This window comes from Marinisporobacter balticus, assembly GCF_004345705.1.
Lineage (GTDB): Bacteria > Bacillota > Clostridia > Peptostreptococcales > Thermotaleaceae > Marinisporobacter > Marinisporobacter balticus.
Genome location: NZ_SLWV01000018.1, coordinates 24,813 through 51,164, shown reverse-complemented (window position 1 = coordinate 51,164; position 26,352 = coordinate 24,813). Strand labels below are relative to the sequence as shown.

The window sequence follows — 26,352 nt, the reverse complement described above, 5'->3', positions numbered from 1 at the left end:
TGAACATGGCATAGGTATATGTAGTGAAATATAAAATAAAAGGAAATGATGCTGTTGCTTACTATTTATAAGGATGCATCATCATGCAAAAGAAATTTAGGATAAGCAACCTGTATATGATTTTCTTTAAAAGCGCTTAGAATATATTCATAAGTTCTGTTTCTCAAAAACCACTGAAAATGAGGATTCACTACACCGATAATAATATATTTTGCTCCACCTAACTTTCCGTCTAAGGATACAACCCCTAAGAGGCTAAATTCTGAATAGTTTACATTGCCAATCTTATATAATTTATCCTCATATTTTTCATTAATATATGCACAAACATGATTAAGCGTATGCTCTACCAACGGATGATCTTCTTCAAAAGGAACAATAATCTCTATGATCACTCTTGCTTTTTCCTTATAAAAATTTTTTAAGGTTTTGATTTGTCCATTGGGAATGTATACCTTTCTCATAGACCATTCTCGAATGGCTGTGGAGCGAAGGCCAATCTCTTCGACGGTTCCTTGATACTGCTCATTGATGCTGACAAAGTCGCCCACTTTCATTTGTCTTTCAAATAAAATAAAAAAACCATTAATAATATCTTTTATGAGATTTTGTGCACCAAGACCTGCAACTACAGTAATAATACTAGCGCCTGTTAGGATTGTAGATTCTTTTATTACTCCAAATTCACTTAAAATATTAAGAATTGCAAGCGTGAGAATGAAATAAGCAAATAATGAGTCGACGATGCTTTTAATTGTCATCTCACGTTCTTCATTGAATTTTGTAATGTGAATAATTTTCTTCGTAAGGAACATGACAAATCGAATTAAGCAAAAAGATATAAAAACAATGACTAATGAAGTGAAAAAAGGTTTAATATTATTTGTAAATCGAATATTTTTTAAAAATGATAAATCCATCTTTTCACCTCTCATGAAATTTTTTTATCCATTAGTATTTTCTACAATGATTCGATGCCCTATTCTTGTTATTAAAAAAATTTTTATAAAAAACAACCCCGCTATGAAGGGGATAACGATCATAGTGGGGTTGTTCTTTAGTTAAATTCAAACAAATTTCTTTTATAGATTATATATAAATCTTTCAGTTCATTTATTTTGCTTTGCATCTCTAATTGAAGGATAGAAACTGTCACATAATCTTGTGTATCAATAGCTTCTCTTATTTGAGTAAATAAAGATTTTTTATTTAAGCTATCTTTCATTAAATCAAATCTTAAATAATTGATTTTTTCCCAATTTACTACATCTAAATCAGATACATCTTCGCTTTTGTGTAGTTTTTTACAGCTTCTTACAATTTCCATATTCTCGAGGATAATTCTGTTATACAGCTCTGTTGTCCACTGGGTTAAAGTAGCCACTTTATAGGAATTAATGATTGCTTCATTAAAAACATCTCCTTCAAGTAAAACAGATTTTTTTTCTGGATACTTATCAAAATGTACTAGGTTATCCCATACGGTAGCGGGTGGATTTCCAAACAAAGCATTTCTTTCCTCTTCTGTAAAATCTTCGAAAACTTCTTCTTCGCTTCTATAAGCAAAATCTTTTTCGAGATAAAAACAAGATTCTCCAGATTTTTTTGAAAGTGCTGCTTCTAATTCAAAAGATGTTTTATTATTTTCTAAAGCAGCTTTTATGCCATCTAACATTGCTTGATATATAGAAGCAATGACTAGATAAGTGTTACTTGTAGGGTTTGGAGCTCGCAATTCAAATCGAGTAGCCATTGGATTTGACATATCGCGTATAAGACCTACCAAAACAGTTCTATTACGTGAAGGAGAATTTGGTGCATGGCCTAATGATGATACGGTACATATAGGCGCTTCAAAACCTGGCTTTAAACGATTGAAAGCATCATTTGTAGATGTAACAAAAGGATTTACTACTTTATAATTTTTTAATAGACCCATAAGTGCACCAAAACCGATAGGGCTCATAAACTCTTTTTTCATATCAAGTGGCGCAAAAATATTTTTCATTTTTCCATTTTTGAGTTTTACAGATACACCAACGTGAGTATGCTCTCCGTTACCAGCAACCCCTTCGATTGGTTTTGCCATAAATGTAACTTCCAAGCCATTTCTTATAAAAGTATCTTTTACTACATCACGTGCAATGAGTTCATTATCAGCGGATTGTAATGCACTACTATATTTCCAATCAATTTCTAACTGCTCCATGATGTGATCAAAATTTCCGTTACCTGTAAGTTTCGCTTTTACACCGCCTACTTCTTTATGTCCCATTTCTGATTCTAATCCATAAGAGTCTAGATATAGTAGAGATTGTTCCATGGCTGTACGAACTGGACCGATTGTCCTTTTCCAGTATTGTTCTTTTAATACTTGAGAAGTCGAAAGTTGTTCTACATCTGCTTTATCATCTGGTGTTTTCACCCAAAATTCAAGTTCTGTCGCAGAAGTCAATATAACGTCTTCAATTTCATCAACAGATGATAACCCTAAGGATGCTAAGACATAAGGGTGGTTTTTCATAAGGGAAAGTATTTGGGTTTTAAAATGTTTTACAGCATTTAATAAAATAGAACGGGAATCAACCATTACTTCATTGTGAACGAGAAAAGAAGGAATTCTAAGGGTTCCTGTAGGAAGATTCGTATGCTCGTCTATATGGTCAAAATTGTAGTCAACAAACCAGTTAACAGATAGGTCAGGAATGATATCAACTTGTGCATTATTTAATGTAGCGATTTCAGGAAGGACTACACTAGAACCATCTGTTTGAACACCATGAGCTAAAAAGGTATGTAGATCTTTTAAAAATAGAGCTACTGGTATCTTTTCATCCGTATCATTTCCACCTAAATCTACACCTACCAATGAAACAAATTTTATTTCAGGGTGTTTTCCCAATAGGGAGATAATTTCTTCCGGCTCATGTTGTGATGCAGGAAGTAAAAATAATAATTTATCAATTTCAGAACATAAAACATCTTTTGACATAGGATCACCTCTTTGTTTGAATTGTCACTATATCGAATAATTATAGCATAAATATTTTTTTTGTAAAGGGGAATAAATCAAAAAAAATATTTTTTATTATTGATAAAAAACGTGTTTTAAACGAGTTAGAAAATTTCAAAATAGGAATCTAGTTTAAAACCTATCATTCGTAACACTTTATAAGTGGATGTGTAAAATTACATTTATTAAGTGTAGATAGAGACAAATGAAAAATATATTTTGAAGGATGAGAAAATTGAGTTTAGTAGTATTTTAAAATTGCATATTTCATGAATAAATTAAATTTAAATACATACGAATGAATAAATATACAAACTGTAAAAACGAACAATTCGAGTAAAAAAAACAAAAATGTTCCGGAATAGAGTCAATTTTTCCATTTAGGAAGGAGATCGATTTTTTGAAATGTGGTAAAAATAACTACAGAGATGGGACCGATCAGTAATCCTAATATGCCAAATAGTTTTAGTCCAACATACATAGATATGAGTGTAACAAGTGGATAAAGACCTATTTGATTGCCTAGAATCTTGGGTTCTAATAATTGTCTTACCAGGATAATGATACCATATAATATACTTAGGTGAAGACATTGGTCATAAGAATGTGTTAAAAATTTTAATAATATTAACGGAACATATATAAAGCCTGTTCCTAATATAGGGAGTGCATCAATGATACTAGCAAAAAATGCAATGAGTACAGCGTAGTCAATACCTATAATTGTTAACCCTATTGTGCTTTCTACAAAGGTTATGAACATTAAAATAAATTGAGCTTTTATATAGCCTGTTAAAGCAAATAATAGATTTTGTTTTATGATTCTACTTTTAGAAATTGTATTTTTAGGAAGTTGGGCTATAATGAATTTTTTGATCTTAGGTTTATCCCGTGCTATAAAAAAAGTGGCCATTATGGTTACCAATAAAAATATAAAAAAACCTGGAATAGCTGAAATGAAGCTTAGCAAAGAAGAAATACATTTTCCTATAATGGTTGTTAAATTTTGAAAAAGTCCATTGATGCCATTGATGATAGACTGGGCAATATCAGGAGGCAATTGTATATATAAGTGTTCTAACTTCTTAGTCAGATGATTGCTGTGAAAATACAGGTTTCTTGAATACTGAGGAAGTTCCATAGAGAGCTTCGTTAATTGAATAATGATCATGCCACCAATGAGTGCAATGAGGGTACCCATAAATAAAATAGAAAATAATACAGCAATAAATGTAGCGGTATTACGAGAAAGCTTTAAGTATTTTGTAAAAAAAAGAATCACAGGTTCAAGAACAGACGACAGGATCCAACTAATTATAAAAGGCAATATATAGAATATAAAGGTTGTAGACATAAAATATGTTCCTAAGACAATAAAGCATATAATAAAGATTCTAGATAAGATAGGTAGATACTTTTCAAAAGGACTATTCATAATAACACCTCTAATTCAATTTATATATAATTATATGTTTTATGAAAATCCAATACTACAAAAGACAATCTGTATTTTTTTAGAATAAGAAAATTTATTTGATCGGTTATATGTTTGATATTATAGTTTGCGTATAAACATGTGGGTGTTAAAGTACTGCTTTTTTGAGAAATACATGTGATATGGCATACCTCTGTACAAATTACTTAAATCAACAACTTGTAAATGTTTTTTATCATTTACAAGCTATTTTAATTTAAAGATATAAATCTAAGTGAATAAATTTTAGAATGACATAAATATAATAAAATATGATATAATAATGACTATCATTATCGATTGAGGAAAATATAAATTTTAATGGGGGAGAGTATGAAAAAGAAGATTATTTTTAAGGATACGGATGATTATTTTTTAAAAATGAATAAAGAAGTTGGGATTTTTACAGATGATGTAGGGAAATCACTTTATTATAAAGTGAAAAAAACATTTGGAGAAGATTACATAGTCATCAAAATAGTATAAAATTAGTAAAAACTAGGTATTTAAAGTACATTTAATATAAAAGCATTTGATACGGATAAGAAGATACAGATTTATGTTTTAGGAGAAGATCCTAAAGTATTTCAAAGATTTTAGCATTAAACAATTAAAGGATTTATTTAAAAAATTAGCAGGTAATAGATGGAAAAATATGAGGCTTTTATTTATAATTCCAAAATTTAAGAGGATGATGAAAATAATAAAAATTGAAATAAACTAGAAAAAGATTTATTAAATGCATAATGAGGTGAAATTTTTAAAATTACACCTCATTCTCTTTTGTTTTTGAATCATTATTATTTTTTAAAAGTAACGCATTGACTTTATCTCTAAATAGAATCATACAATCATCTAAATCAGAGTAGCCTAAAACAATGTCTTCAGCAAGAGCTCTACAGGAAGGAGAACCACATGCGCCACAATCTAAATCAGGTAACAGATCATAAATATAATCTATTTTTTCCATTTTCTTCATTGCTTCCATAATATTATCATCTAATTTTCGAACATTTTTAGGAAGAATTTTTTCTTTTAACAAGAAATCTTGAATGGTTCTATTTAATTGAATTTCTTTGTTTTGCATGTATTTTTGGGAAAGTTTTCTAATTCTATTTCTTGCTACAAACCCATTCTCAACTGTTAAGCAACCCCCCACACAGCCATTAATACAGGCTAAACATTCTACAAACTTAATATCATTTAATTTACCATTTTCAATTTCATCTAATATTTTGATGACGTTTTCTATGCCATCAACACATAGATAATCTTTTATATTGAGAGAATAAGTTTCACCACCAGATCTTGCCCAACCGATCGCCTTACCAGAGTTATAAAATTCAGTTTCTTCACTTTGTAGATTTTTTTTAAGATTTTTTTGAATACATGGATATACGGACTTAATAGAAATTACACCATCTACATCTGAATACGTATTTCCTAGTGGATTTTTCACACTACTTATTTTTGCAGGACAGGGACTAATAAAGAATATGCCAATTTCTTCTGGAGATAAACCAGTTTTTTGAGCGGATTTTTGTCTTGCAAGCATAGCTGCTACCTCCATAGGAGATTCAATTGGGATAATGTGATCAATTAAGCTAGGAAATCTAACTTGTATGAGCCGTACAACAGCAGGACATGCTGATGAAATTAGTGGAAATTTAGAGGCTGTTTTTAATAATTCTTTCGTATAATGTGATACAATATCAGCACCTCTAGATACTTCAAATACATCATCAAATCCAAGGGATTTTAATGCAGATAAAATTTTTCTAGGATCCGTATCCTCATTAAATTGACCTAACAAAGTAGGTGCAGGAAGGGCAACCTTATATTTAAAATCATTTATTTTTTCTATAGGATTGGTGATACTGTTTTTTGCATGTTGTGGACATATACGAATACATTCACCACAGTCAATACACCTTTCCTTTATGATTCTTGCTTTTCCATTTTTTACTCGGATTGCTTCTGTAGGACATCGTTTAATACAATTTGTACAACCAATACATTTATCTTCTTCTAATATAACAGAGTGGAAATGTTCATCCATATCAATCACTCCTAACTACGTAGACCATGACTATATAACAAGCCACAGCATTCGTACAGTTTGTACTCAGTACCCAGTAAGATGATATCATTATTTAATGCAAGTTGCATTATCTCCTTGGAAGGTTTTTTATTTCGAACAAAAACAATAACTAGAATATCCATTATTTCTGCTGTTCGTATGACTTGCGTATTGATTAATCCTGTAAGTAAAATAGAATTATCTATAGGATTTCTTAAAACATCACTTAATAAATCAGAGGCTCTGCAGGACGCGATAGAAAGATTCAAATCTACATTGTTTGTATAGGATTTTGCAGAAAGAATAGCTATGATTTCTGATAATTTCAAATAAACACCTCCAATAAAAACATTATACTATAGGTTTAGGATATGTAAAACAGTTTGGGAAAAGTTTATTATTTAACAATAATATGGTAGACAGGTGGTGGTTGGAAAAATATGATAATATGGGTATAATATTTAATAAAGAATCAAAAGATTTAAGATAGATATGAAATGCTAAATATGAGAGGAGGATGTGGTTTTACCACAAAATAATATGGAAAAACAAAAACAAATTCTAAAAAGAAAAGATATACCTGAAAATTTTAAATGGAAGCTAGAGAAGATGTATGAAAGTGATGAACTTTGGGAAAATGATATAGTGGATGTAAGAAAAAGTGTAGAGGAAATGCTAAAATACGTTGGTAAATTAGGGGATTGTGCAGAAAATTTATTTGGTGCACTCCATTTGAATGATGAAATTTCCCAAAAGATAGAGAATGTATATGTATATGCAAGAATGCGCAAAGATGAAGATAATACGGTAACCAAATATCAGGCTATGAGTGATAAAGCACAAGGATTGGCGGTAGAAGTACAAAGTAACTTATCCTTTATGGTACCAGAAATCATAAGTATTTCAGAACAAAAAATTAGACGATTTTTAAAAGAAAATGAAAATTTAAGATTATATACTTTCTATCTAGAAGAATTGCTTCGACAAAAAGAGCATATTCTATCGAAAGAAGAAGAGCAAATTCTAGCCCAAATGGGGGAATTGGCTGCAGCACCTAAAAATGTATTTGGCATGATTAATAATGCGGATATAAAATTTCCTTCGATTATGGATGAAAATGATGAAGCGGTCGAGGTAACGAAAGGTAGATATATAAAATTTCTAGAAAGTAGCGATAGGAGGGTAAGGCAAGATGCATTTAAAGCGCTATATAGTGCTTATGAAAAACAAAAAAATACCATTGCATCTACTTTAAATTATAGTGTCAAAAAAGATGTTTTTTATGCAAAGGTAAGAAAATATGAATCAGCGCTCCAAGCATCACTAGACGGGGATGATATTCCTTTATCTGTTTATGATAACTTAATTGAAACGGTAGAAGAAAATTTAGATGCCATGTATCGATATATGAAACTTCGCAAGAAAGCACTAGGGGTAGATGAACTTCACATGTATGATTTATATAAACCGATTGTAAAAGAAATAGAACTAGAAATACCTTATGAGGAAGCGAAAAAACAAGTGAAAGAAGGGTTAAAACCTCTAGGAAAAAATTACATAGAAATACTTGAAAAAGGATTTAATGAGGGATGGATTGATGTATATGAAAATGAAGGAAAGACCAGTGGCGCTTATTCATTTGGAACCTATTCAAGTCCACCTTATGTAATGTTAAATCATCAGGATACTGCTCATGATATGTTTACCCTTGCCCATGAAATGGGGCATTCCTTGCATTCTTATTATTCTCACAAATATCAGCCATATGTTTATGGTGGATATACAATATTTGTTGCAGAAGTTGCATCAACGGTAAATGAAGCCTTGCTTATGGAGCATTTACTAAAAACTACCCAAGACAAAAATAAAAAGATGTATCTCATGAACCATTATCTTGAACAATTTAGAGGAACTGTCTATAGACAAACTATGTTTGCGAAGTTTGAAAAAATCATTCATGAAAAATTAGAAAATGGAGAAGCTTTAACACCTGAGAATCTTAGTGAAATATATGTAGATTTGAATAAATTGTATTATGGACCAGATGTCGTGATTGATGATGAAATCAAAATGGAATGGGCAAGAATTCCTCATTTTTATAATGCATTTTATGTATATAAATATGCTACTGGATATTCTGCTGCGATTTCATTATCCCAAAAGATTTTAAAAGAAGGAGATGTGGCAGTAGAGAAATATCTAAATTTCTTAAAAGGAGGAGGATCAGATTATCCAATTAATCTTTTAAAAGGAGCAGGTGTAGATATGACAACAACGGATCCTATACATCATGCACTAAAGGTTTTTAAAAAGTTGGTAGATGAAATGGAAAAAATGCTTTCATAAAACATGAGGGATACTACGAAAAGGTAGTGTCCCTTATGTTTTATGAAATAATATAAGGGGTATGCATTTATATATATATGGGTAAAATTACTAAAAAATAGAAATTTATCGAAAAGTGATGCTATTTTATAGGATTATCTTGTATAATGGTATTATAAAAAAAGTAGAGAATATGGCAGGTGCATAAATGTTTAATCTATTATCTTTGATATTTCGATATTTATTCATACTTATTATCTATTTATTTATTTTGGGGATTATACGATTGATTTATTTAGATATTAAGAGCATGAGTAATGTCATGAATCATTATCCATATTTAAAATTAATTAATCGAAAGGATAGCTTGCCGTTTAAGATTAAGGAAGTTTATACATTAGAAGATACGATTACGATTGGAAGAAAAAAGGAAAATAATGTAGCAATCAATGACCCTTATATATCCAATCAGCATGTACAGATTACGTTAGATGAGGGAGAAGTTTTTATTGAAGATTTAGATAGTGCAAATGGTACGTATCTAAATGGCGATAGAATCGTAGATGTTTTTAAATTAAAAAATGGAGATCGTATCAAATTTGGTCAAGTGGAATTTTTATATGTAAGTAATGAGGTGTGCTTATGATTAAGAAAGTTTTGAGCTATAAAATGCCGCAGAATCTAATTTTTTTAGTAAATGTTATGGCACTGCTGCTTCTTTATTTTTACAAAGATGGTTTTGATAAATTTATATTGACTTCTGGAATACTGCTCACTTTTATTATCTATATATCTAACTTTATGCTACTTAAGACGTCATCAGGAGATCATTATATATTTTTAATTATGACCATGCTTGTAAGCATAGGAATCATTATGATTTATAGAATTAACCCGAGCTATGGTTTTCGGCAGATTACTTGGTTTGGTATAGGGATTATAACTTTTTTTTTATTTTATACGGTGACGAAAAATATAAGAGGATTAGAAAAGTGGACAAAAGTATATGTCGTATTATCTATGGCTTTGTTTTTGTCAACTTTAATTTTTGGGGTAAGGATAAAAGGTGCTATAAATTGGATAAAAATAGGAGGACTTAGTTTTCAACCTGCAGAAATAATAAAAATACTGTTTGTATTTTTTTTAGCTTCATACTATGTTGATAGAGAAAAAATGAATCATCCGTATATATTTTTAGGAGTTGTATATGGTTATATAGGATTTTTATTTATTCAAAGAGATTTAGGAACTGCGATGATCTTTTATTTTGTTTTTATAACCATACTCTATGTTTTTGAAGAAGAAAGAAAATTAATCTATTATAATCTAGGAGGAGCTGTAATTATAGGGGTCTTGAGCTATTTTTTAGTCAACCATGTGCGTGTGAGAGTGATTACATGGATTGATCCTTGGCGTTATATTGACAACAAGGGATATCAAATTACCCAATCCTTATTTGCAATTGGTTCAGGCGGTTTTTTTGGTACAGGGATTGGACTTGGACATCCAGAATTTATCCCTGAAGTACATACAGATTTTATATTTTCAGCAATTTGTGAAGAAATGGGTATATTCGGTGGTATTGGTGTGATTCTATTATTTCTCATTTTTCTATATAGGGGTTTTAAGATTGCTTTGAATCAGCAACATCAATTTTTCAAAATTGTTGCCATAGGAATGACTGCTATGCTAGGCTTTCAAGCATTTATTATTATTGCGGGAGTAATAAAGATGATTCCATTAACAGGGGTAACATTGCCATTTGTTAGTTATGGAGGAAGTTCGCTGGTATCAAGCTTTGCAGCACTAGGGATACTACAGGTAGCTTCTGAGGATATCTATTTGGAACAGGAGGAGGAAAATGGATAAATTCTCTAGACGCATGATTAAAGTGCTTATTGTATATAGTACTTTGTTTATAAGTTTAGTGGTATACTTAAGTTACTTTGAAATTTTTCAGGCCGAACAGGTTGTAAATAACAACTACAATAAAAGGCAATGGGTAAATGAGGAATATGTACTTCGCGGGATTATTGCGGATAGAAATGGAAAAACCTTAGCAAGTAGTAGAAAAATAGATAATAAACAAATTCGTACATACAAGTTTGACAAGTTGTATAGTCATATTATAGGATATAGTTTTAAAGAGTATGGAAAAGCAGGATTAGAATCTTCTTATAATAAGGAATTATTAAATAACAATGAAAACCCAATACGAGAGATTACAGAGAAGATTACAGGACCTAAGGAAGAAGGAAATAATTTAATTTTGGCGATTGACCATGATCTGCAAAGTTATACACAAAAACGTTTAAAAGGAAAAAAAGGAGCCATTGTACTGATGAATCCTAAAAATGGTGAAATCTATGCGATGGTAAGTAAGCCTGATTTTGATCCTTCTACGATGAAAGACAAGTGGGCAGAAATCACAGAAGACAAAAATAGTCCCCTTTTAAACCGAGCAACTATGGGACTTTATACCCCAGGTTCTATATTTAAAATTATAACTGCGACAAGTGCTTTAGAAAATGAATATATAGAGAAAACTTTTCAATGTGAAGGGTCTATAAATATTAATGGATATGTACTAAAAGATTATAAAGGAACTGCCCACGGAAAAGTGGACTTAAAAAAAGCCTTGATTGTTTCTTGTAATGTGGCCTTTGGTCAGATTGGGCTTGACCTAGGGGAAGACAAATTAAAAAATACAGCAGAAAAATATATGCTTAATAAAATTATTCCATTTGAGTTATTGACAAAAAATTCTGTATTTCCACATAAAAGAAATATGTCTAGACCAGAACTAGCAGCTACTGCTATTGGGCAGGGGAAGATACTGGTTACCCCCCTCAATATGGCGATGGTGGCATCTGCTATTGCCAATGATGGGAAAATGATGAAACCATTTTTGGTGAAGGAGGTGATTAATCCTAAAGGAAGAACGATTCATACAAACTTACCACAAACTTTATCAACAGTAAGTAGTAAAAATATTGCAGAGGCAATAAAGGAAATGATGATTGATGTTGTAAAATTAGGTACAGGAAAAAATGCAAGGATCAAAAATGTGAAGGTGGCTGGTAAAACAGGAACAGCAGAAAATGATACAGAAAAAGAACATGCATGGTTTATTGGATTTGCACCAGCAGATGATCCCAAAGTGGCAATCGCTGTGGTGTTAGAAAACGAAGGTTCAACTGGTGGTAAAAGTGCAGCACCTATTGCAAGAGACATCATGGCAGCTGCATTAAATATATTAAAGTAATTTATAAGGGAGGATATCATGAATACATTATTAAAAGACAAAAATATTTTAATTATGGGTGTAGCAAATAAGTGGAGTATTGCTTGGGCAATTGCTAAATCTTTTCATCAAGCAAGGGCAAAACTAGCCTTTACATACCTAGGAGAAAAAACAAAAAAAAGCATTGAAAAACTAATGGCAGAAGAAGATATGAATAGCGCACTTTTAATTCCATGTGATGTGACAAAGGATGAAGAAATAGAAAATTCTTTTAATATATTAAAAGATGAATTTGGGAAATTAGATGGTGTTGTACATAGTATTGCCCATGCAAAGAAGGAAGAGTTAGAAGGATTATATCTAAATACCTCTAGAGAAGGTTATGCCATGGCACAAGATATTAGTGCATATTCTTTAGTAGCTGTTACAAAATATGCAAAGCCTCTTATGAATGAAGGGGGAAGTATTGTAACTTTAACCTATTTAGGAGGAGAGCGTGTTATAAAGAATTATAATGTAATGGGCGTAGCCAAAGCAGCATTAGAAGCCAGTGTAAAATATTTAGCAACAGATTTAGGGAAAGAAAATATAAGGGTGAATGCGATTTCAGCAGGGCCTATTAAAACACTCGCAGCAAAAGGCATAAAAAACTTTGGGAGCCTTTTGAAGCAGTTTGAAGAGAAAGTTCCTATGGGTAGATTAGTAGAGACTGAGGAGGTAGCAAACACGGCTGTGTTTTTATGTAGTGGTTTAAGTAGTGGCATTACAGGTGAAGTGATTCATGTAGATGGTGGCTATAATATATTAGGTTATTAAAAAGCATGGGATAAAATACTTATCCCATGCTTTTTTATAGTTCTTTATTAATTAATATCGTTGAAAAATAAGATATTTGGTTTTTACTTATATTCTCTAAATCTCTATATACAATTTCTTGATTTCTAGAAGAGTTACTTACAAGGATTGCATGTTTTATTAAATCATAATCTTTTAATTTTTGGATGATTTCTTTGAAATTTTTATATACTTTCATTAATACAATAGAATTATAGTTCTTTAGTGTAAAATTAATTTTTTCTTCACTGGCTGTACATGGGAGTACAACTAAAGCTTCTCGATCCATGACAAGAGGAAAGTTTTGGCTTGAAGCAATGTTTGAAAAAGAACTGATTCCAGGGATTGTTTCTATTTCGATTTTTCCTCTCAAAAGTTCAAGAATATATACATAAGTACTGTAGATCATTGAATCGCCTAAGGTAACGAATCCTACATTTTTTCCATTTTTTACTTCAGTTTCTATTTCTAAAGCAATTGTATTCCAGGCTTCATTTTTTTCATTCGTATTGAAATTCATTGGAAAATGTCTTTGTCTTATTTCAGTTTTCGGTTCAATATACTCTTTTACAATAGATAAAGCTAAACTTTCTCCACCCATCTTTGGTTCAGGGGTAAAAAGAATATCTAAGCTTTTAATCGTGTTGACTGCTTTTATTGTAACCAAAGAACTATCTCCAGGCCCTGTACCAATTCCATAAAATTTTGACATGATCATGTCCCCTCTCTAATTTTTAAATTTCTCTATAGCTTGCATAAACGCCTAAAGCGTAAAATGCTAAGAAATACATAAATAATATAAGTATTGAAAAATGATTAGTTATATTTTCAAGAGCAATGTTTCTAAGACCCGATATTGCATGGGTAAGTGGTAATAGCTCTATAAAGTTTTTGAGAAAGTTTGGCATCCTTTCCAAAGAAAAGAATGTGCCACACAAAAAAGTCATAGGTGTAATAACAAAGCTTGTAAAACGATTCATATCATAATGGGTATTTATAGTCATTGCCGCAAAATAGCCGAAAGCAGCAAAAAGCATACTGTTTAAAAAGCATATGAATAAAAAAGAAAAAGTGATTTTTATATACACGCCAAACAGATAGGTGATGGATAAAATAATCATACCTGCATAGAGTCCACGAAGTGCGCCTGATAGGACATAGCCTAATGTTAATAAATACATATTTACAGGTGCTGTCATATAATACTCAAAGCTTTTTTCATGAAGTCTTGCAACAGAAATCCTTATGGCTACTGCATTAAAGCTTGTATTCATAGTAGACATAGCAATGATGCCAGGGATGATATAATACATATAATTAAATCCTTCTACTGAAACATTAGACCCGAGTCCCCAGCCAAAGGCAAGTAGATACAAAAGGGGTGTGATCACAGCAGAAGAAGTGATTTTAAAAGCTCTTTTTTTAAAAAATAGAAACTCTCTCCAAAGTATCGTGAAAACTTCCATCTATCGTACCTTCCTATTCGTAAAATTATAGAAAACATCCTCTAAGTTTGTATCTCTTAATATGTAATTACCACAAAGCGCATGAGTATACTGCTTAGCGTCTTCAATAGACTGAAAATATTTATATTCTGTAACTTTTGCATCGTTAAAATACTCAACAGTAAATGTTCCAAGATTACTTTTTAAATGCTTACTTGTATCTAAATGGAAAATCTTACCTTTGTCCATTAAGGCGATTTGATCACAGAGATATTCAGCTTCTTCAATATAGTGGGTTGTAAGAATAATTGTTTTGCCCATATCTTTCATACCTTTTAGCATGTCCCATATTTTCCTTCTTGTATTCACATCAATGCCAACCGTAGGTTCATCCAAAAAAATGATTTCAGGGTCATTGATCAAGGCTTTGACAATCATTAATTTTCTCTGCATTCCCCCGGATAAGTTTTTACTAAGCTTATTTTCTATAGGTTTCAACTCAGAAAAAGCAAGCAATTCTTCTACTCTTTTTTCTTGTGGATCTCTTTTTAATTTATAAAGTTTAGCGGAAAAAATGAGATTTTCTTTTACAGAAAGCTCTTTGTCTAGATTGATATGCTGTGGAACGATGCCCATCTTGGTTTTTAAAAAAACATTATCTCGTGTCATTTTTTGATTTTTGATGAAAATATCGCCACTGTTGGGTCGTAATAAACCCACAAGCATTTTAATCAGTGTAGTTTTTCCAGCACCATTTGGACCTAAAAGACCAAAGAAACTTCCTTTTTTAATGTTTAAGTTCAAATGATCAACAGCTGTAAAATCCTCATATTTTTTTAAAACCTCTTTGATTTCAATAATATGATCCATTATTTCCTCCTTCAACAATGAAAGATATAGATATTATTTACATACTATAAAATTCTCTTATAACTCTAACAGAATAAATATAATTAATCAATAAGCGCTTTAAAATTCATACATTATGTAAAATAATACTAAAATACATTTTGTTTATAAAAAATAACCTGCTTTTAGGATGCTAGTTTTATATATCTCCAATAACACATGGTTAAACACTTTGGAAATAATTTAAATTTCTATATAATGATGAGCAGGGTATAAATTGATATTTCATAACAAAACTAGGTTATGATATTGACATGATTTTCAACATCATATATAATTTTATATGAAATTGATCATTCCATATAAAGTATTAGGTTTCTGTTTAGAATGAAAAGGGAAAGTGGTAAAAGCCACTACAGCCCCCGCTACTGTGAGGTGGATGAAACTTAAAAACCACTGAAGCTTATGCTTTGGGAAGGTGAAGGAGTAATACGAAGCCGAGTCAGGAGACCTGCCTAATATATACATTTATCGTTCTTTCGGAGGGAAAGTAGTGTGTACTGTGTAAATTTGGCTATTTTATTTAGTTTATGCCATTTTTCATGTATATATAAGAGCTTCCTGAAAAGCTCTTTTTTTATGTACAATTTTACAAAAAAACTTTACCACTGGAGGAATTATGGAAAACAATTTAGCGATGACATTGAAACGAAAATATTATAAAGAAAAATGGATAGGATTTGGTTTTGCTGTTTTATTAATGATTACTTTTTTTTCATCTATCAATTTAGGGAGAGCCAATATTGGCACCAATGATGTGATACGTGTGATATTGGGAAAGATTGCAGATCAGCATGAAATGTATGCGGTTATCAAAGAATCCTATGCGGCAATCATTTGGAATATAAGGATTCCAAGAGTGCTTGTGGCAATTATCGTAGGCAGTGGACTAGCTGTTTCAGGAGCTGTATTTCAGTCATTACTTATGAATCCATTAGCGGATTCTTATACAATGGGGGTTTCATCAGGGGCAGCTTTTGGAGCAACCATCGCTATGTTTGTGAATATGTTTATAGATGGATTTCATCTTTCTATAACACTTTGTGCATTTATAGGCGCATTTCTAACTTTAGGTGTTGTCGTTTCTATTGCAAAAGTAAAAGGGTATTTAAGTTCTTCTAATTTAATTATCGCTGGGATTATTGTAACTTCGATTCTTTCAGCAGGAATTAAATTTTTAAAAAGTTTAGCGGGAGAAAATGTTTCTGTAATTGTGAATTGGTTGATGGGAAGTCTTGCGTCTCGTAGTTGGGAACATGTTTTTATAAGCTTTCCGATTATTATGATTTGTATCATTGTTTGTATATATTTTTCAGAGGATTTAAATCTACTTTGCTTAGGTGAAAAAGAAGCGAAAGCATTAGGTGTTGATACACAGCATACGAAAAGAATATTTTTAATCTGTGGGTCATTGATTACTGCTGTATGTGTATCAGTGAGTGGGATTATTAGCTTTATAGGACTTATTGTTCCCCATATGCTTAGATTTGCTATTGGTTCAGATAACCGTGTTTTGATTCCTCTTTCTGCATTACTTGGTGGAGAATTGTTACTGTTAGCGGATACGGCTACGAGATCGTTTATGAATGTAGAAATTCCTGTAGGGGTGTTGACAACACTTTTAGGAGGTCCATTTTTTATTTATATATTTATGACTAGAAACAAATCCATTCAATAAAAGAAAGGGGAGAGCTATGTATAGTGTAAAGAATCTATATTTTTCATATCAAGATCAAAAGATTCTAAAAAATATTAACTTTTTTATTGAACGAGGCAAACTTACAACCATTATTGGCCCAAATGGCTCTGGAAAGACCACTTTGCTAAACTTAATCACAGGACAACTGGATGTATGTAGTGGAGAGATTTGTTTCCAAAATAAATTATTAAAAAGTTATAGTATAAAAGCCCTAAGTCAAAAAACAGCTATTGTGTCTCAGAATGTAGAGGTCCATTTTCCATTTACTTGTATGGAAGTGGTTATGATGGGAAGAAATCCATTTAAAAGTCGCATGAAAAATTTAAATAAAAAGGATTTAGATGTTGTTTTGAAGTGTATGGAAATGACAGAAACCCTTGGATTTGCTAATAAATCGATTACAAATTTAAGTGGAGGAGAAAGACAACGTGTAATGATTGCAAAAGCGCTAGCTCAGACCCCTGAAGTACTGTTCCTAGATGAAGCATTTTCTAATATGGATATTCAGTATACCATAAAGCTTTTAAATCTTTTAAAAGATAAGGTGCAAAAAGAAAAACTTACAGTGATTTCTATTATGCATGATTTAAATTTAACAGATCTATTTAGTGATCAAATATTGGCGCTTAAAAATGGAAAAATGGTTGAATATGGTAAAACTCAAGAAGTAATTAGGCCCTCATTAATAAAGGAATTATTTGGTGTAAATGTAAGAAAGAATGAAGAAAAAGGTTTGGTCATTCTTCCTACAATATAATTTGGTATAGATAAAAAAGTTAAGATCTAAAGGGGATGAGGAAAAATCTAACTGGAAATAAATGGTTTACATTTGAATAGGTATCGTTAAAATTTAACCATAGTGCTTAATGGTTGAAATAAATAAAACAAGGGGTGTAATGATGAAAAAATTTAAAATTTTAAGTTTGATGCTAGCTCTTATACTAGTAGTAGGGTCTTTTGCTGGATGTGCGAAAAAAGAAGCAGTTGCAGCAGAGCAAAAAAGAATAGAGGAGAATAAAGAAATGAAAAAAGCAATCGTAGTTACAAGCTTTGGAACAAGCTATGCAGATACAAGAAAAGTTACCATTGAGGCAGTTGAAGAAAAAATTACAAAAGCTTTTCCAGATTATGAAGTGAGAAGAGCATTTACTTCTGACATTATTATCAAAAAATTAAAAGAAAGAGATAATATTTCAGTAGATACACTTCAAGAAGCGCTAAACAAGTTAAAGGAAGAAGGTTTTCAACAAGTCATTGTTCAACCATTACATATTATAGCGGGTGCTGAATATACTGACATTTTGGAAGAAGTTTCACAGTTTAATGATGGAACTTTTGAAAAATTAGTATTAGGAAGACCAATATTGACACAGCAAGAAGACTATGAAAAAGCTGTAAAAGCTTTAAAAGGACAATTACCAGAACTTACTGAGGGACAAGCTGTTGTATTTATGGGACATGGAACACATCATCCTGCAAATGCAAGCTATGCAGATTTACAAAGCGTAATGGATAAAAAGGGACTAAATGCTTATGTAGGAACAGTAGAAGGATATCCAGCACTAGAAGATGTGATCAAGAAATTAAAGAAAGATAAAATTAAAGAAGTAACTTTAATGCCATATATGCTAGTTGCGGGAGATCATGCGAATAATGATATGGCAGGAGAGGAAGAAGATTCATGGAAAACAATCCTTAAAGGGGAAGGTTTTACTGTCAATACGTATCTTCATGGATTAGGTGAAAATGCAGCATATCAAGATATTTATGTGGAGCATGTAAAAGATGCCATTGAAGGAAAAGGCGAAGTGGTTCCAAAAAAAGCAGTTAGCGTAGAAAAAGGAGCATGGCAAGAAGGGAAAAAAGGGTTGCTTGTAGTAAGCTTTGGAACAAGTTATGCAGATACAAGAAAAGTGACAATTGATGCGGTTGAAGAAAAAATAGCAAAAGCTTTCCCAAAATATGAAACAAGAAAAGCATTTACTTCTGATGTTATTATCAAGAAGTTAAAAGATAGAGATGGTATTTTAATAGATACACCAGAGGAAGCGCTTAAGAAAATGCAAGAACAAGAATTTGAAGAAGTGATTGTGCAGCCACTTCATATAATGGCAGGGGCTGAATATAATGATTTATTAGATAGCGTGAAAAAGTATGAAGAAAAAGCATTCAAAAAGATTGTTGTTGGAAAGCCAATTTTAGATACACCAGCAGATCATAAGGTAGCTGTAGAAGCTTTAAAAGCACAATTGCCAAAGTTGAATAAAGATCAAGCCGTAGTAGTAATGGGACATGGAACACATCATCCATCCAATGCAAGTTATGCATGCTTACAAAGCATGATTGATGATGAAGGTTTAAATGTATATGTAGGAACGGTAGAAGGGTATCCAACACTCGAAGATGTTACCCAAAAATTAAAAAAAGATAATATTAAAGAAGTAACATTAATGCCTTATATGTTAGTTGCAGGAGATCATGCGAATAACGATATGGCAGGAGATGAAGAAGATTCATGGAAAACAATCCTGAAAGGGGACGGATTTAGCGTAAATACTTATCTTCATGGATTAGGAGAAAACAAAAAATATCAAGACATTTATGTGGACCATGCAAAGAAGGCAATTGAAGGCGAAGAAGAATAAGAATATAATAAATAGATAACAAGTAAGTGGGGAATCCTATTTACTTGTTGTTTTATATCATAATGGTTGTTAAAATCTATATGTATTTACAAATATAACTGAATGATAGTACCCGATTTATTATGGATATTGATGTGTATTGTATTGAATTGCTAGGAACAAATTATAATGCGTGTCAGTGAATGTTATGATTTGCTCAAAAAAAGAATAGAGAATAATAATTGGAGGAAAAAAAATGAAAAGGAAAATAGCCATATTATTGATATTATTACTGAGTATGATTATTTTAGGAGCTTGCTCTAAAAAAAATACTGTAAGTGAAAGTGAAGTAAAAACAGAGGATAATGCTCAAGTAAAAATTCAATTTGAAGATGATTTAGGGCAATTGGTTCAAATGGATAAACAAGCTAAAAAAATTATCTCATTATATTCGGCACATACTGAAAATTTATTTGCTTTGGGACTTGATGAAGAAATTATAGGGGTAGGAAAAAGTGATGCTTATCCTGCTAAAGTAACAGAAAAAGAAGTATACGATTATCGTTCTGATCCAGAGAAAGTCATTGTAGCAGATCCAGACTTAGTGCTGATTCGCCCATTTATAAAAAAAAGCAATCCTGAATTTGTAGAAACTCTTGAAAATGCAGGGATTAAAGTAGTGAGTTTATACCCGAATAAATTCAAAGAATTTCCTGATTATATTAAAAAACTTGCCATGTTAACAGGAAAAGAAGAAAAGGCAGAAGAAATGCTTTCGAAATTTGAAAAAGATTTAAAAGAATTAGAAGCAATAACAAAAAATATAGAACCGAAAGTAAATGTTTTCTTTGAAGCCACTGAGACAGAGTACCGTACAGTAACGAATGATTCCATGGCTGCAAGGGCAATGAAACTTGCGGGAGGAAATAATATTGCAGCAGATGCAAAACCAATGCATGGAGGAACGAGTATTGCTTCTTATGGAGAGGAAAGAATATTAGAAAATGCTGAAAAAATAGATGTTTATGTTTCACAAAGAGGGGCGATGAATGCAGGGGGAAATCTACATGCTATTTCTATTCGTCCTGGATTTGAAACAATAAAAGCAGTGAAAGAGAAACGTGTTTATGAGATTAACGAGAAATTAGTTTCAAGTCCAACTTTTAGATTTTCTAAAGGAGTAAAAGAATTATCCCGTATGTTCTATCCTGAAAAAATGGATAGTTTAGATGAATTTAAGAAAGATAAAACGCTAACAAGAGAGCAATTAGCAAAGATGACAGTTATGTTTAATCACAAAGGAATATTTGTACCTACATCAAAGTATTATGGGAAAAAACATAATGATCATGTTTATGGAACCTTTGAGGATGTAACAATGGATCATCCAAATTTTGACTATATTGAAACAGCAGCTCTTTCTAGTTATATAAAAACAGAAAAGGATAAGTTTCATCCAGAGGATCAAGTTACAAGAGGAGATTTTGCCAAAACTCTTTATATGCTAACAGATTTAAAAGATCAAGCGGGAACACCTAATATAGAAGATATGGAAAAAATAGATGATGTTAGAATGGTTGAAGTAGTTGTAGAAAATGGCTTGATGGCATTAGAAGAAGGTAAGTTTTATCCAGAACGTGTTGTAACTGAAAATGAGGCGTTAGAAAGTATGGAAAGAATAAAAAAAAGCAAACAGTAATACTTGTATCGACGAAGAAATATTTATAAATTTATGCAAAATAATCATTGCTTTATTTTGTAAAAAGGTTTATTATTATAAATGAACATAAATTCATTAAAAAGGTGAAGAAAATGGCAAGAAAAATAGATCCCAAAAAAATAGAAAAGGTAAAAAAAGCTGCAATAGAAATGATGATTCAGTATGGTTATAAAGGAGCATCTATTGCGAATATTGCAAAGAAAGCAGGTGTTTCAACAGGATACTTATATAGATATTATAGTAGTAAAGAAGCATTAGTAGAAGATTTAGTAGAAACTTATATAAAAGAAACCAAAGAGGGTATGACGAAAACTTTTAGTCAAAACAAAAGCTGGCAGGAAATGATCTATGATTTTGTGTGGATTTTATTTCAAAAGGCGAAAGAGGATTTGTTTATTATGAAGTTTATAATAACCCTTATGTTTGAAAGCACATTCGAAGGAAAATCCCAAAAAAAAGAAAAAGAATTGCATGAATGTATGCAAAAAATTGTAGATATAGGTTTGATAAGGAAAGAAATTAATGAGAAAGTAACCGTAGAAGAAGTAATTATTGTATTGACCACTATACCTTTTATGTATGTAGCACAAAAAATAGAAAAAGAAAATTATAAAGAACTACTCAATGAAAAATCAGCAAAAAGAATTGCTGAAATTTGTATCAATGCACTAAAATGATTTTTTTTTGAATGATTAATGAATAATCAATCATTCATTAATTACAAGTATTTACATATATTGAATAATTAGTTAAATAAGAAAGGGTGAAATATTGATGAAAAAATTGTTAGTCATGTTCACAATAAGCAGTATGCTACTGACATTAGTAGGATGTGCAAAAGCAGAGGAAAATATGCCAGAGGAAAAAGTAAGAGCTGTTAAAGTACAAAAGATTGAAGAAAGCAAAAATCCTGTGAAGCTTAACTATATTGGAACAGTTGATTCAAAAGATATTACGGACTATAGCTTTAAAACAGGAGGGAAACTTGAAAAGGTGTATGTAAAAGAAGGAGACAAAGTAAAAAAAGGAGATCCTTTGGCAGCATTAAATACAGGTGATATAAAAATTCAACTAGATACCTCAAAAGCAAATTTAGATTTAGCAAAAGAAAATATAATAAAAGCTGAAGATGCGATGCATTACAATGAAGATCAATTTAATAAAATAAAAAAATTATATGAGGCAGGTAGTGTGGCAAAAAATCAGTATGATCAAATAAAGTTACAAAGAGATACTTCAATATCAACGTATAATCAATCAAAATCACAATATGATATTGCAAAGAGTGATTATGAATATAAGAGTACTTTAATGGATGAATCAGTGATCTATGCAAAAGAAGATGGGATTGTTATGGATGTAGCGCATGAAGAAGGAGAACGAATTGCGGGCCCTTCTATGAATTATATAACTATTGTTAAGGTAAGAAGTATGAAGCAGGTTGTGAATGTTGGAATCGCGCAAAAGGATTTAAATAAAATAAATATAGGTATAAAAGCTGTGATTGATGTAGATGGAGACCAAGCGCATGGGATTATTGAAAATATTGATGAAGCACCAGATATGGCAACTAGAACATACAATGCAGAAGTATATGTTAAAGACAAAAATTATCGTTTAGGTTCTATTGCAAAACTATCATTTGATATAGGAGATGAAACAGGGATATGGATTCCTATGCAGTCAATTTTTTCAGATGGAGAAGACTATGTATACATCGTCAAAGAAGATAGAGTTTTTAAAAGAACGGTTACATTGCTTAAAAATCATGAAGATCAAGTAATGGTAAAAGGGATTGAACCTGAAGAAATGTTAGCGATAAGTGGTATGAAAAATATAAATGATGGATCAAAAGTGAATATTGTAGAATAGGGGGTACTTACATTGAATAAATTAATCAAGCAGCTCATAAAAGAAAGAAAGGTAACCCTGTTCTTAGCAGCAATTATTGCTTTTTTAGGGATTTACGCATACTATGTATTGCCAAGACAAGAAAATCCAGATGTATCGTTTCCAGCAGCAATGATTATCACTCCTTATCCAGGTGCATCCCCTATAGATGTAAAAGATTTAGTAACAACTAAAATAGAGGATGAATTAGCAGAACTTGATGGGATAGATGAAATTAAAGGGATATCGAATCAAGGGTTATCTATTACGGTTGTAATGTTTACCGTTGATACAGAATATAATAAAGCAATGCAAGATGTAAGGAATGCAGTAGCTGACGCTGAATCAGAACTGCCAAATGGCGCTTTTATTAGTGAAATAAATACGGATTTAGTAGAAACAGCAGGAATGATTATTAGTTTATCAGGGGCTAATTATTCTTATGAACAATTAGGATCTTTTGGAGAATTGTTTAAAGACGAATTGACAGATATTGATGGTATCACGAAATTTGAAATAGAAGGAGAAGTGGATAAAGAAGTAAAAGTAGATATAGATATTGCAAAGCTGAATCAACTAGATTTATCTATTGCGGATGTAGATAGTTTAATACAAGTACAGAATATTGAAATCCCATCAGGGAAAATAGAATATGAATCTGGTGAAATCACAGTAAAAACGCCAGGAATTTATAATAATATAGAGGACATTAAAAATACAATCATATCAGTATCCAGAGAAACAGGTGTAGTGACTAGATTATCTGATATTGCAAATGTTTATATGGATTTAGAAGATGGTGTAGAAAAATATAAACAAAACGGATTAAATGCAGTACTTTTAACAGGATATTTTGAAGAAGGTAAAAATGTGGTTTTAGTTGGGAAAGATGTACGTCTAGCACTAGATCAAGTGAAAGCGCAATTACCTAAAGATTTAATTGTAGAAGAAGTTATTTATCAACCAGATGATGTAAGTAAATCCGTAAATGATTTTATGATTAATCTTTTAGAAGGAATCGCATTAGTTGTGATCATTGTATTTTTAGGGATGGGACTTAGAAATGCACTCGTCGTTTCAACTGCCATACCATTATCTATACTTATGACCTTTGGGGTAATGTATTTAATGAAAATATATATTCACCAAATGTCTCTTACCGCACTGATTGTAGCGCTTGGTATTTTGGTTGATAACGCCATCGTTATAAGTGACACGATTCAAGTAAGAATAGATGATGGAGAAAATAAATTAGATGCATGTTACAATGGTACGGCACTATCATCTACCCCTATTTTCACAGCAACTTTGACGACGATTGCAGCATTTTCACCGCTTATGGGTATGCCAGGAGTTGCAGGAGAATTTTTAGGATCTATACCAAGGGTATTGATTATTTCTATTATCGCTGCATATATTGTTTCTATGTTTATTACGCCTGCTATGGCAGCAATATCTTTTAAACCAAGTAAAAAGAAAAGTGACAAAGAAAATATCGTAAGGGTATTCTTTAAAAAAGCATTACAATTAGCGCTAAAAGCCAAAACAGTGACGATTATTGCTACATTTTTAGTATTGATTTTAGTTGTGAAACTATTAATGCCACAGCTTCCATCTGAGTTTTTCCCTTATGTAGATAAAAATTTATTTTATATAGAAATGACTACGGAAATAACAGGAAGTATCGATGCGACTGAAAAGCTTACAGATGAGGTTGTAGATTTATTATCAAATGAATCTGAAATAACAAGTTATACGGTTGGTGTAGGAAATGGTGTACCTAAATACTATATTTCAGCACCTATCGTAAGTCCATCAGATGACTATGGTCAAATGATATGTAAATTTGATTTAGGAGATAAAAAAAATAGAAGATTTAATAATAATGTTGAATTTATTAACTATATCCAAAATCAATTAGATGAAAAAATTGCAGGAGGAAAATGTTCAGCAAGACTTTTAGCAAATGCAAAACCAGCGGATGCGAAGGTAATATTAAGAATTTCGGGTGATAATTTAGATCGATTAAGGGAAGTATCCAATATTTTAAAGGATGAAATTTCGAAAATACCTGGAACGACAAATGTACGTCATGATATGAAAGATAGTACTTATCAACTTGAGGTAAAAGTAGATGAAGAAAAGGCGAGTAATTTAGGAATCACAAAATATGATATTCAAAAGCAAATTAACGTCGCACTATATGGAAGTACATCTTCTGTATTTAGAAGAGATGGAAATGAGTTTAATATTAAGGTAAATAGTACCATTAATAGCATAGAAGAACTTAAAAATTTAGAAATTGCTTCTTCTATGACACAAAATAAAATTCCGCTAAAGCAGTTTGCACAAGTAAAGTATGGGAAAAAAGAAGATACAATCAATACGTATAATAGAGATCAATCGGTTCAATTATTAGTAAATGAATTACCTGGATATGATCCAACAGATATAGAAAATATTATTGAGTTTGAGCTTTTACCGAAGATTGATACAGATGGAGTGAAAATTGATTTTGATGGTGAAAGGGAAAATATTGCAGAAAATTTTGGGGTAGTAGGGTTATTAGCAATATTTGCGATCTTTGTTATTTATGTGATATTAGTGGTTCAGTTTAATTCATTTATGCAACCAGTAGTTATACTAATAACGATTCCATTATCTTTAATCGGTTCTATTCTCGGGTTATATCTATTCAATAAGCCACTATCATTAACAGCATTTTTAGGAATCATTGCATTGATAGGATTGGTTGTAAAAAATGGTATACTTTTAATAGAATATATTAATGATGCAAGAAAAGCAGGATATTCTATTGATGAATCTTGTATAGATGCAGTAGGCAAGAGATTTAATGCGATCATTCTTAGTGCAACGACAACCGTTATAGGGCTTGTACCTCTTGCAATATCAGGAAGTGGATTGTTTGCACCTATGGCAATATCATTAATGTTTGGTCTTATCATATCAACATTCTTAACAATGGTAGTTATACCAGTTGTATACAGTTTAGTTGAAACATGGCTTGAAAAAGTAAAAGGTAAAAAGAAAGTTATTATTCAAGAATAATGCTTATATTAAAGACAAATTTTATA

Annotated in this window: 21 protein-coding genes and 1 riboswitch; of the genes, 13 read left to right on the top strand and 8 right to left on the bottom strand. The window is 31.2% G+C overall.

What is annotated here, in order from left to right; translation table 11 throughout:
- Window positions 1-65: 65 nt before the first annotated feature.
- From EV214_RS12315 to ytvI, 3 genes are all read right to left on the bottom strand, one after another.
- The gene (locus EV214_RS12315) at window positions 66-920 is read right to left on the bottom strand and encodes a mechanosensitive ion channel family protein (protein WP_165916357.1); all 855 of its coding nucleotides are present in this window, start codon (window positions 918-920) and stop codon (window positions 66-68) included.
- Between the two features lie 137 nt (window positions 921-1,057).
- Complete coding sequence (locus EV214_RS12310; protein ID WP_132246217.1) at window positions 1,058-2,992, bottom strand: type I glutamate--ammonia ligase; 1,935 nt, start codon at window positions 2,990-2,992, stop codon at window positions 1,058-1,060.
- A gap of 388 nt (window positions 2,993-3,380) precedes the next feature.
- Window positions 3,381-4,448: a sporulation integral membrane protein YtvI gene (gene ytvI / locus EV214_RS12305; protein ID WP_132246215.1), complete on the bottom strand. Its 1,068-nt coding sequence runs from the start codon at window positions 4,446-4,448 to the stop codon at window positions 3,381-3,383.
- Between the two features lie 372 nt (window positions 4,449-4,820).
- Between ytvI and EV214_RS18770 the strand changes: the two genes are divergently transcribed.
- Window positions 4,821-4,973: a hypothetical protein gene (locus EV214_RS18770; protein WP_165916356.1), complete on the top strand. Its 153-nt coding sequence runs from the start codon at window positions 4,821-4,823 to the stop codon at window positions 4,971-4,973.
- Window positions 4,974-5,253: 280 nt separating this feature from the next.
- On the opposite strand, the gene EV214_RS12300 is transcribed toward EV214_RS18770, so the two are convergent.
- Together EV214_RS12300 and EV214_RS12295 are read right to left on the bottom strand one after the other, a co-directional pair.
- Window positions 5,254-6,546, bottom strand: a complete 1,293-nt coding sequence (locus tag EV214_RS12300) for a [Fe-Fe] hydrogenase large subunit C-terminal domain-containing protein (protein WP_132246213.1) — start codon at window positions 6,544-6,546, stop codon at window positions 5,254-5,256.
- Between the two features lie 11 nt (window positions 6,547-6,557).
- On the bottom strand, window positions 6,558-6,896 hold the full coding sequence (locus EV214_RS12295; protein ID WP_132246211.1) for a hypothetical protein: 339 nt from the start codon (window positions 6,894-6,896) through the stop codon (window positions 6,558-6,560).
- A gap of 190 nt (window positions 6,897-7,086) precedes the next feature.
- Between EV214_RS12295 and pepF the strand changes: the two genes are divergently transcribed.
- The 5 genes from pepF (at window position 7,087) to fabI (ending at window position 12,952) form a co-directional block, all read left to right on the top strand.
- The gene (pepF, locus tag EV214_RS12290; RefSeq protein ID WP_330571307.1) at window positions 7,087-8,913 is read left to right on the top strand and encodes an oligoendopeptidase F; all 1,827 of its coding nucleotides are present in this window, start codon (window positions 7,087-7,089) and stop codon (window positions 8,911-8,913) included.
- 265 nt (window positions 8,914-9,178) lie between these two features.
- Window positions 9,179-9,538, top strand: a complete 360-nt coding sequence (locus EV214_RS12285; RefSeq protein ID WP_243116650.1) for an FHA domain-containing protein — start codon at window positions 9,179-9,181, stop codon at window positions 9,536-9,538.
- Window positions 9,535-10,761: an FtsW/RodA/SpoVE family cell cycle protein gene (locus EV214_RS12280; RefSeq protein ID WP_243116649.1), complete on the top strand. Its 1,227-nt coding sequence runs from the start codon at window positions 9,535-9,537 to the stop codon at window positions 10,759-10,761. The genes EV214_RS12285 and EV214_RS12280 overlap by 4 nt, the downstream gene beginning before the upstream one ends.
- The gene (locus EV214_RS12275) at window positions 10,754-12,157 is read left to right on the top strand and encodes a peptidoglycan D,D-transpeptidase FtsI family protein (protein ID WP_132246205.1); all 1,404 of its coding nucleotides are present in this window, start codon (window positions 10,754-10,756) and stop codon (window positions 12,155-12,157) included. Before EV214_RS12280 ends, EV214_RS12275 begins: the two co-directional genes overlap by 8 nt.
- A gap of 18 nt (window positions 12,158-12,175) precedes the next feature.
- Complete coding sequence (fabI, locus tag EV214_RS12270; protein WP_132246203.1) at window positions 12,176-12,952, top strand: enoyl-ACP reductase FabI; 777 nt, start codon at window positions 12,176-12,178, stop codon at window positions 12,950-12,952.
- Window positions 12,953-12,986: 34 nt separating this feature from the next.
- Here fabI and EV214_RS12265 read toward each other — a convergent pair whose 3' ends face one another.
- From EV214_RS12265 to EV214_RS12255, 3 genes are read right to left on the bottom strand one after another with little or no spacing between them, the layout of a single operon-like run.
- Entirely contained in the window at window positions 12,987-13,682 is a 696-nt protein-coding gene (locus tag EV214_RS12265) for a cobalt-factor II C(20)-methyltransferase (RefSeq protein WP_132246201.1), read from the bottom strand.
- Between the two features lie 22 nt (window positions 13,683-13,704).
- A complete protein-coding gene (locus EV214_RS12260; RefSeq protein WP_132246199.1) occupies window positions 13,705-14,436 on the bottom strand; it encodes an ABC transporter permease in 732 nt (243 codons plus the stop codon).
- The gene (locus EV214_RS12255) at window positions 14,437-15,285 is read right to left on the bottom strand and encodes an ABC transporter ATP-binding protein (RefSeq protein ID WP_243116648.1); all 849 of its coding nucleotides are present in this window, start codon (window positions 15,283-15,285) and stop codon (window positions 14,437-14,439) included. It lies immediately after the preceding gene.
- Window positions 15,286-15,619: 334 nt separating this feature from the next.
- Window positions 15,620-15,797: riboswitch (cobalamin riboswitch) on the top strand.
- Between the two features lie 146 nt (window positions 15,798-15,943).
- Here EV214_RS12255 and EV214_RS12250 point away from each other — a divergent pair.
- The 7 genes from EV214_RS12250 to EV214_RS12215 all read left to right on the top strand — a co-directional run bounded on the left by EV214_RS12250 (window position 15,944) and on the right by EV214_RS12215 (window position 26,326).
- Window positions 15,944-17,002, top strand: coding sequence for a FecCD family ABC transporter permease (locus EV214_RS12250; RefSeq protein WP_132246197.1), 1,059 nt, complete (start codon window positions 15,944-15,946; stop codon window positions 17,000-17,002).
- Window positions 17,003-17,018: 16 nt separating this feature from the next.
- A complete protein-coding gene (locus EV214_RS12245; RefSeq protein WP_132246195.1) occupies window positions 17,019-17,780 on the top strand; it encodes an ABC transporter ATP-binding protein in 762 nt (253 codons plus the stop codon).
- Between the two features lie 142 nt (window positions 17,781-17,922).
- Complete coding sequence (locus EV214_RS19505; RefSeq protein WP_330571306.1) at window positions 17,923-19,668, top strand: sirohydrochlorin cobaltochelatase; 1,746 nt, start codon at window positions 17,923-17,925, stop codon at window positions 19,666-19,668.
- 235 nt (window positions 19,669-19,903) lie between these two features.
- Window positions 19,904-21,346, top strand: a complete 1,443-nt coding sequence (locus EV214_RS12230) for an ABC transporter substrate-binding protein (protein WP_132246193.1) — start codon at window positions 19,904-19,906, stop codon at window positions 21,344-21,346.
- A 113-nt stretch (window positions 21,347-21,459) separates the two neighbouring features.
- Window positions 21,460-22,044: a TetR/AcrR family transcriptional regulator gene (locus EV214_RS12225; RefSeq protein ID WP_132246191.1), complete on the top strand. Its 585-nt coding sequence runs from the start codon at window positions 21,460-21,462 to the stop codon at window positions 22,042-22,044.
- A 97-nt stretch (window positions 22,045-22,141) separates the two neighbouring features.
- Window positions 22,142-23,239 carry an efflux RND transporter periplasmic adaptor subunit gene (locus EV214_RS12220; protein WP_132246189.1) on the top strand — a complete coding sequence of 366 codons (1,098 nt, stop codon included), beginning with the start codon at window positions 22,142-22,144 and terminating at the stop codon, window positions 23,237-23,239.
- A gap of 12 nt (window positions 23,240-23,251) precedes the next feature.
- Entirely contained in the window at window positions 23,252-26,326 is a 3,075-nt protein-coding gene (locus EV214_RS12215) for an efflux RND transporter permease subunit (RefSeq protein ID WP_132246187.1), read from the top strand.
- Window positions 26,327-26,352: the final 26 nt, after the last annotated feature.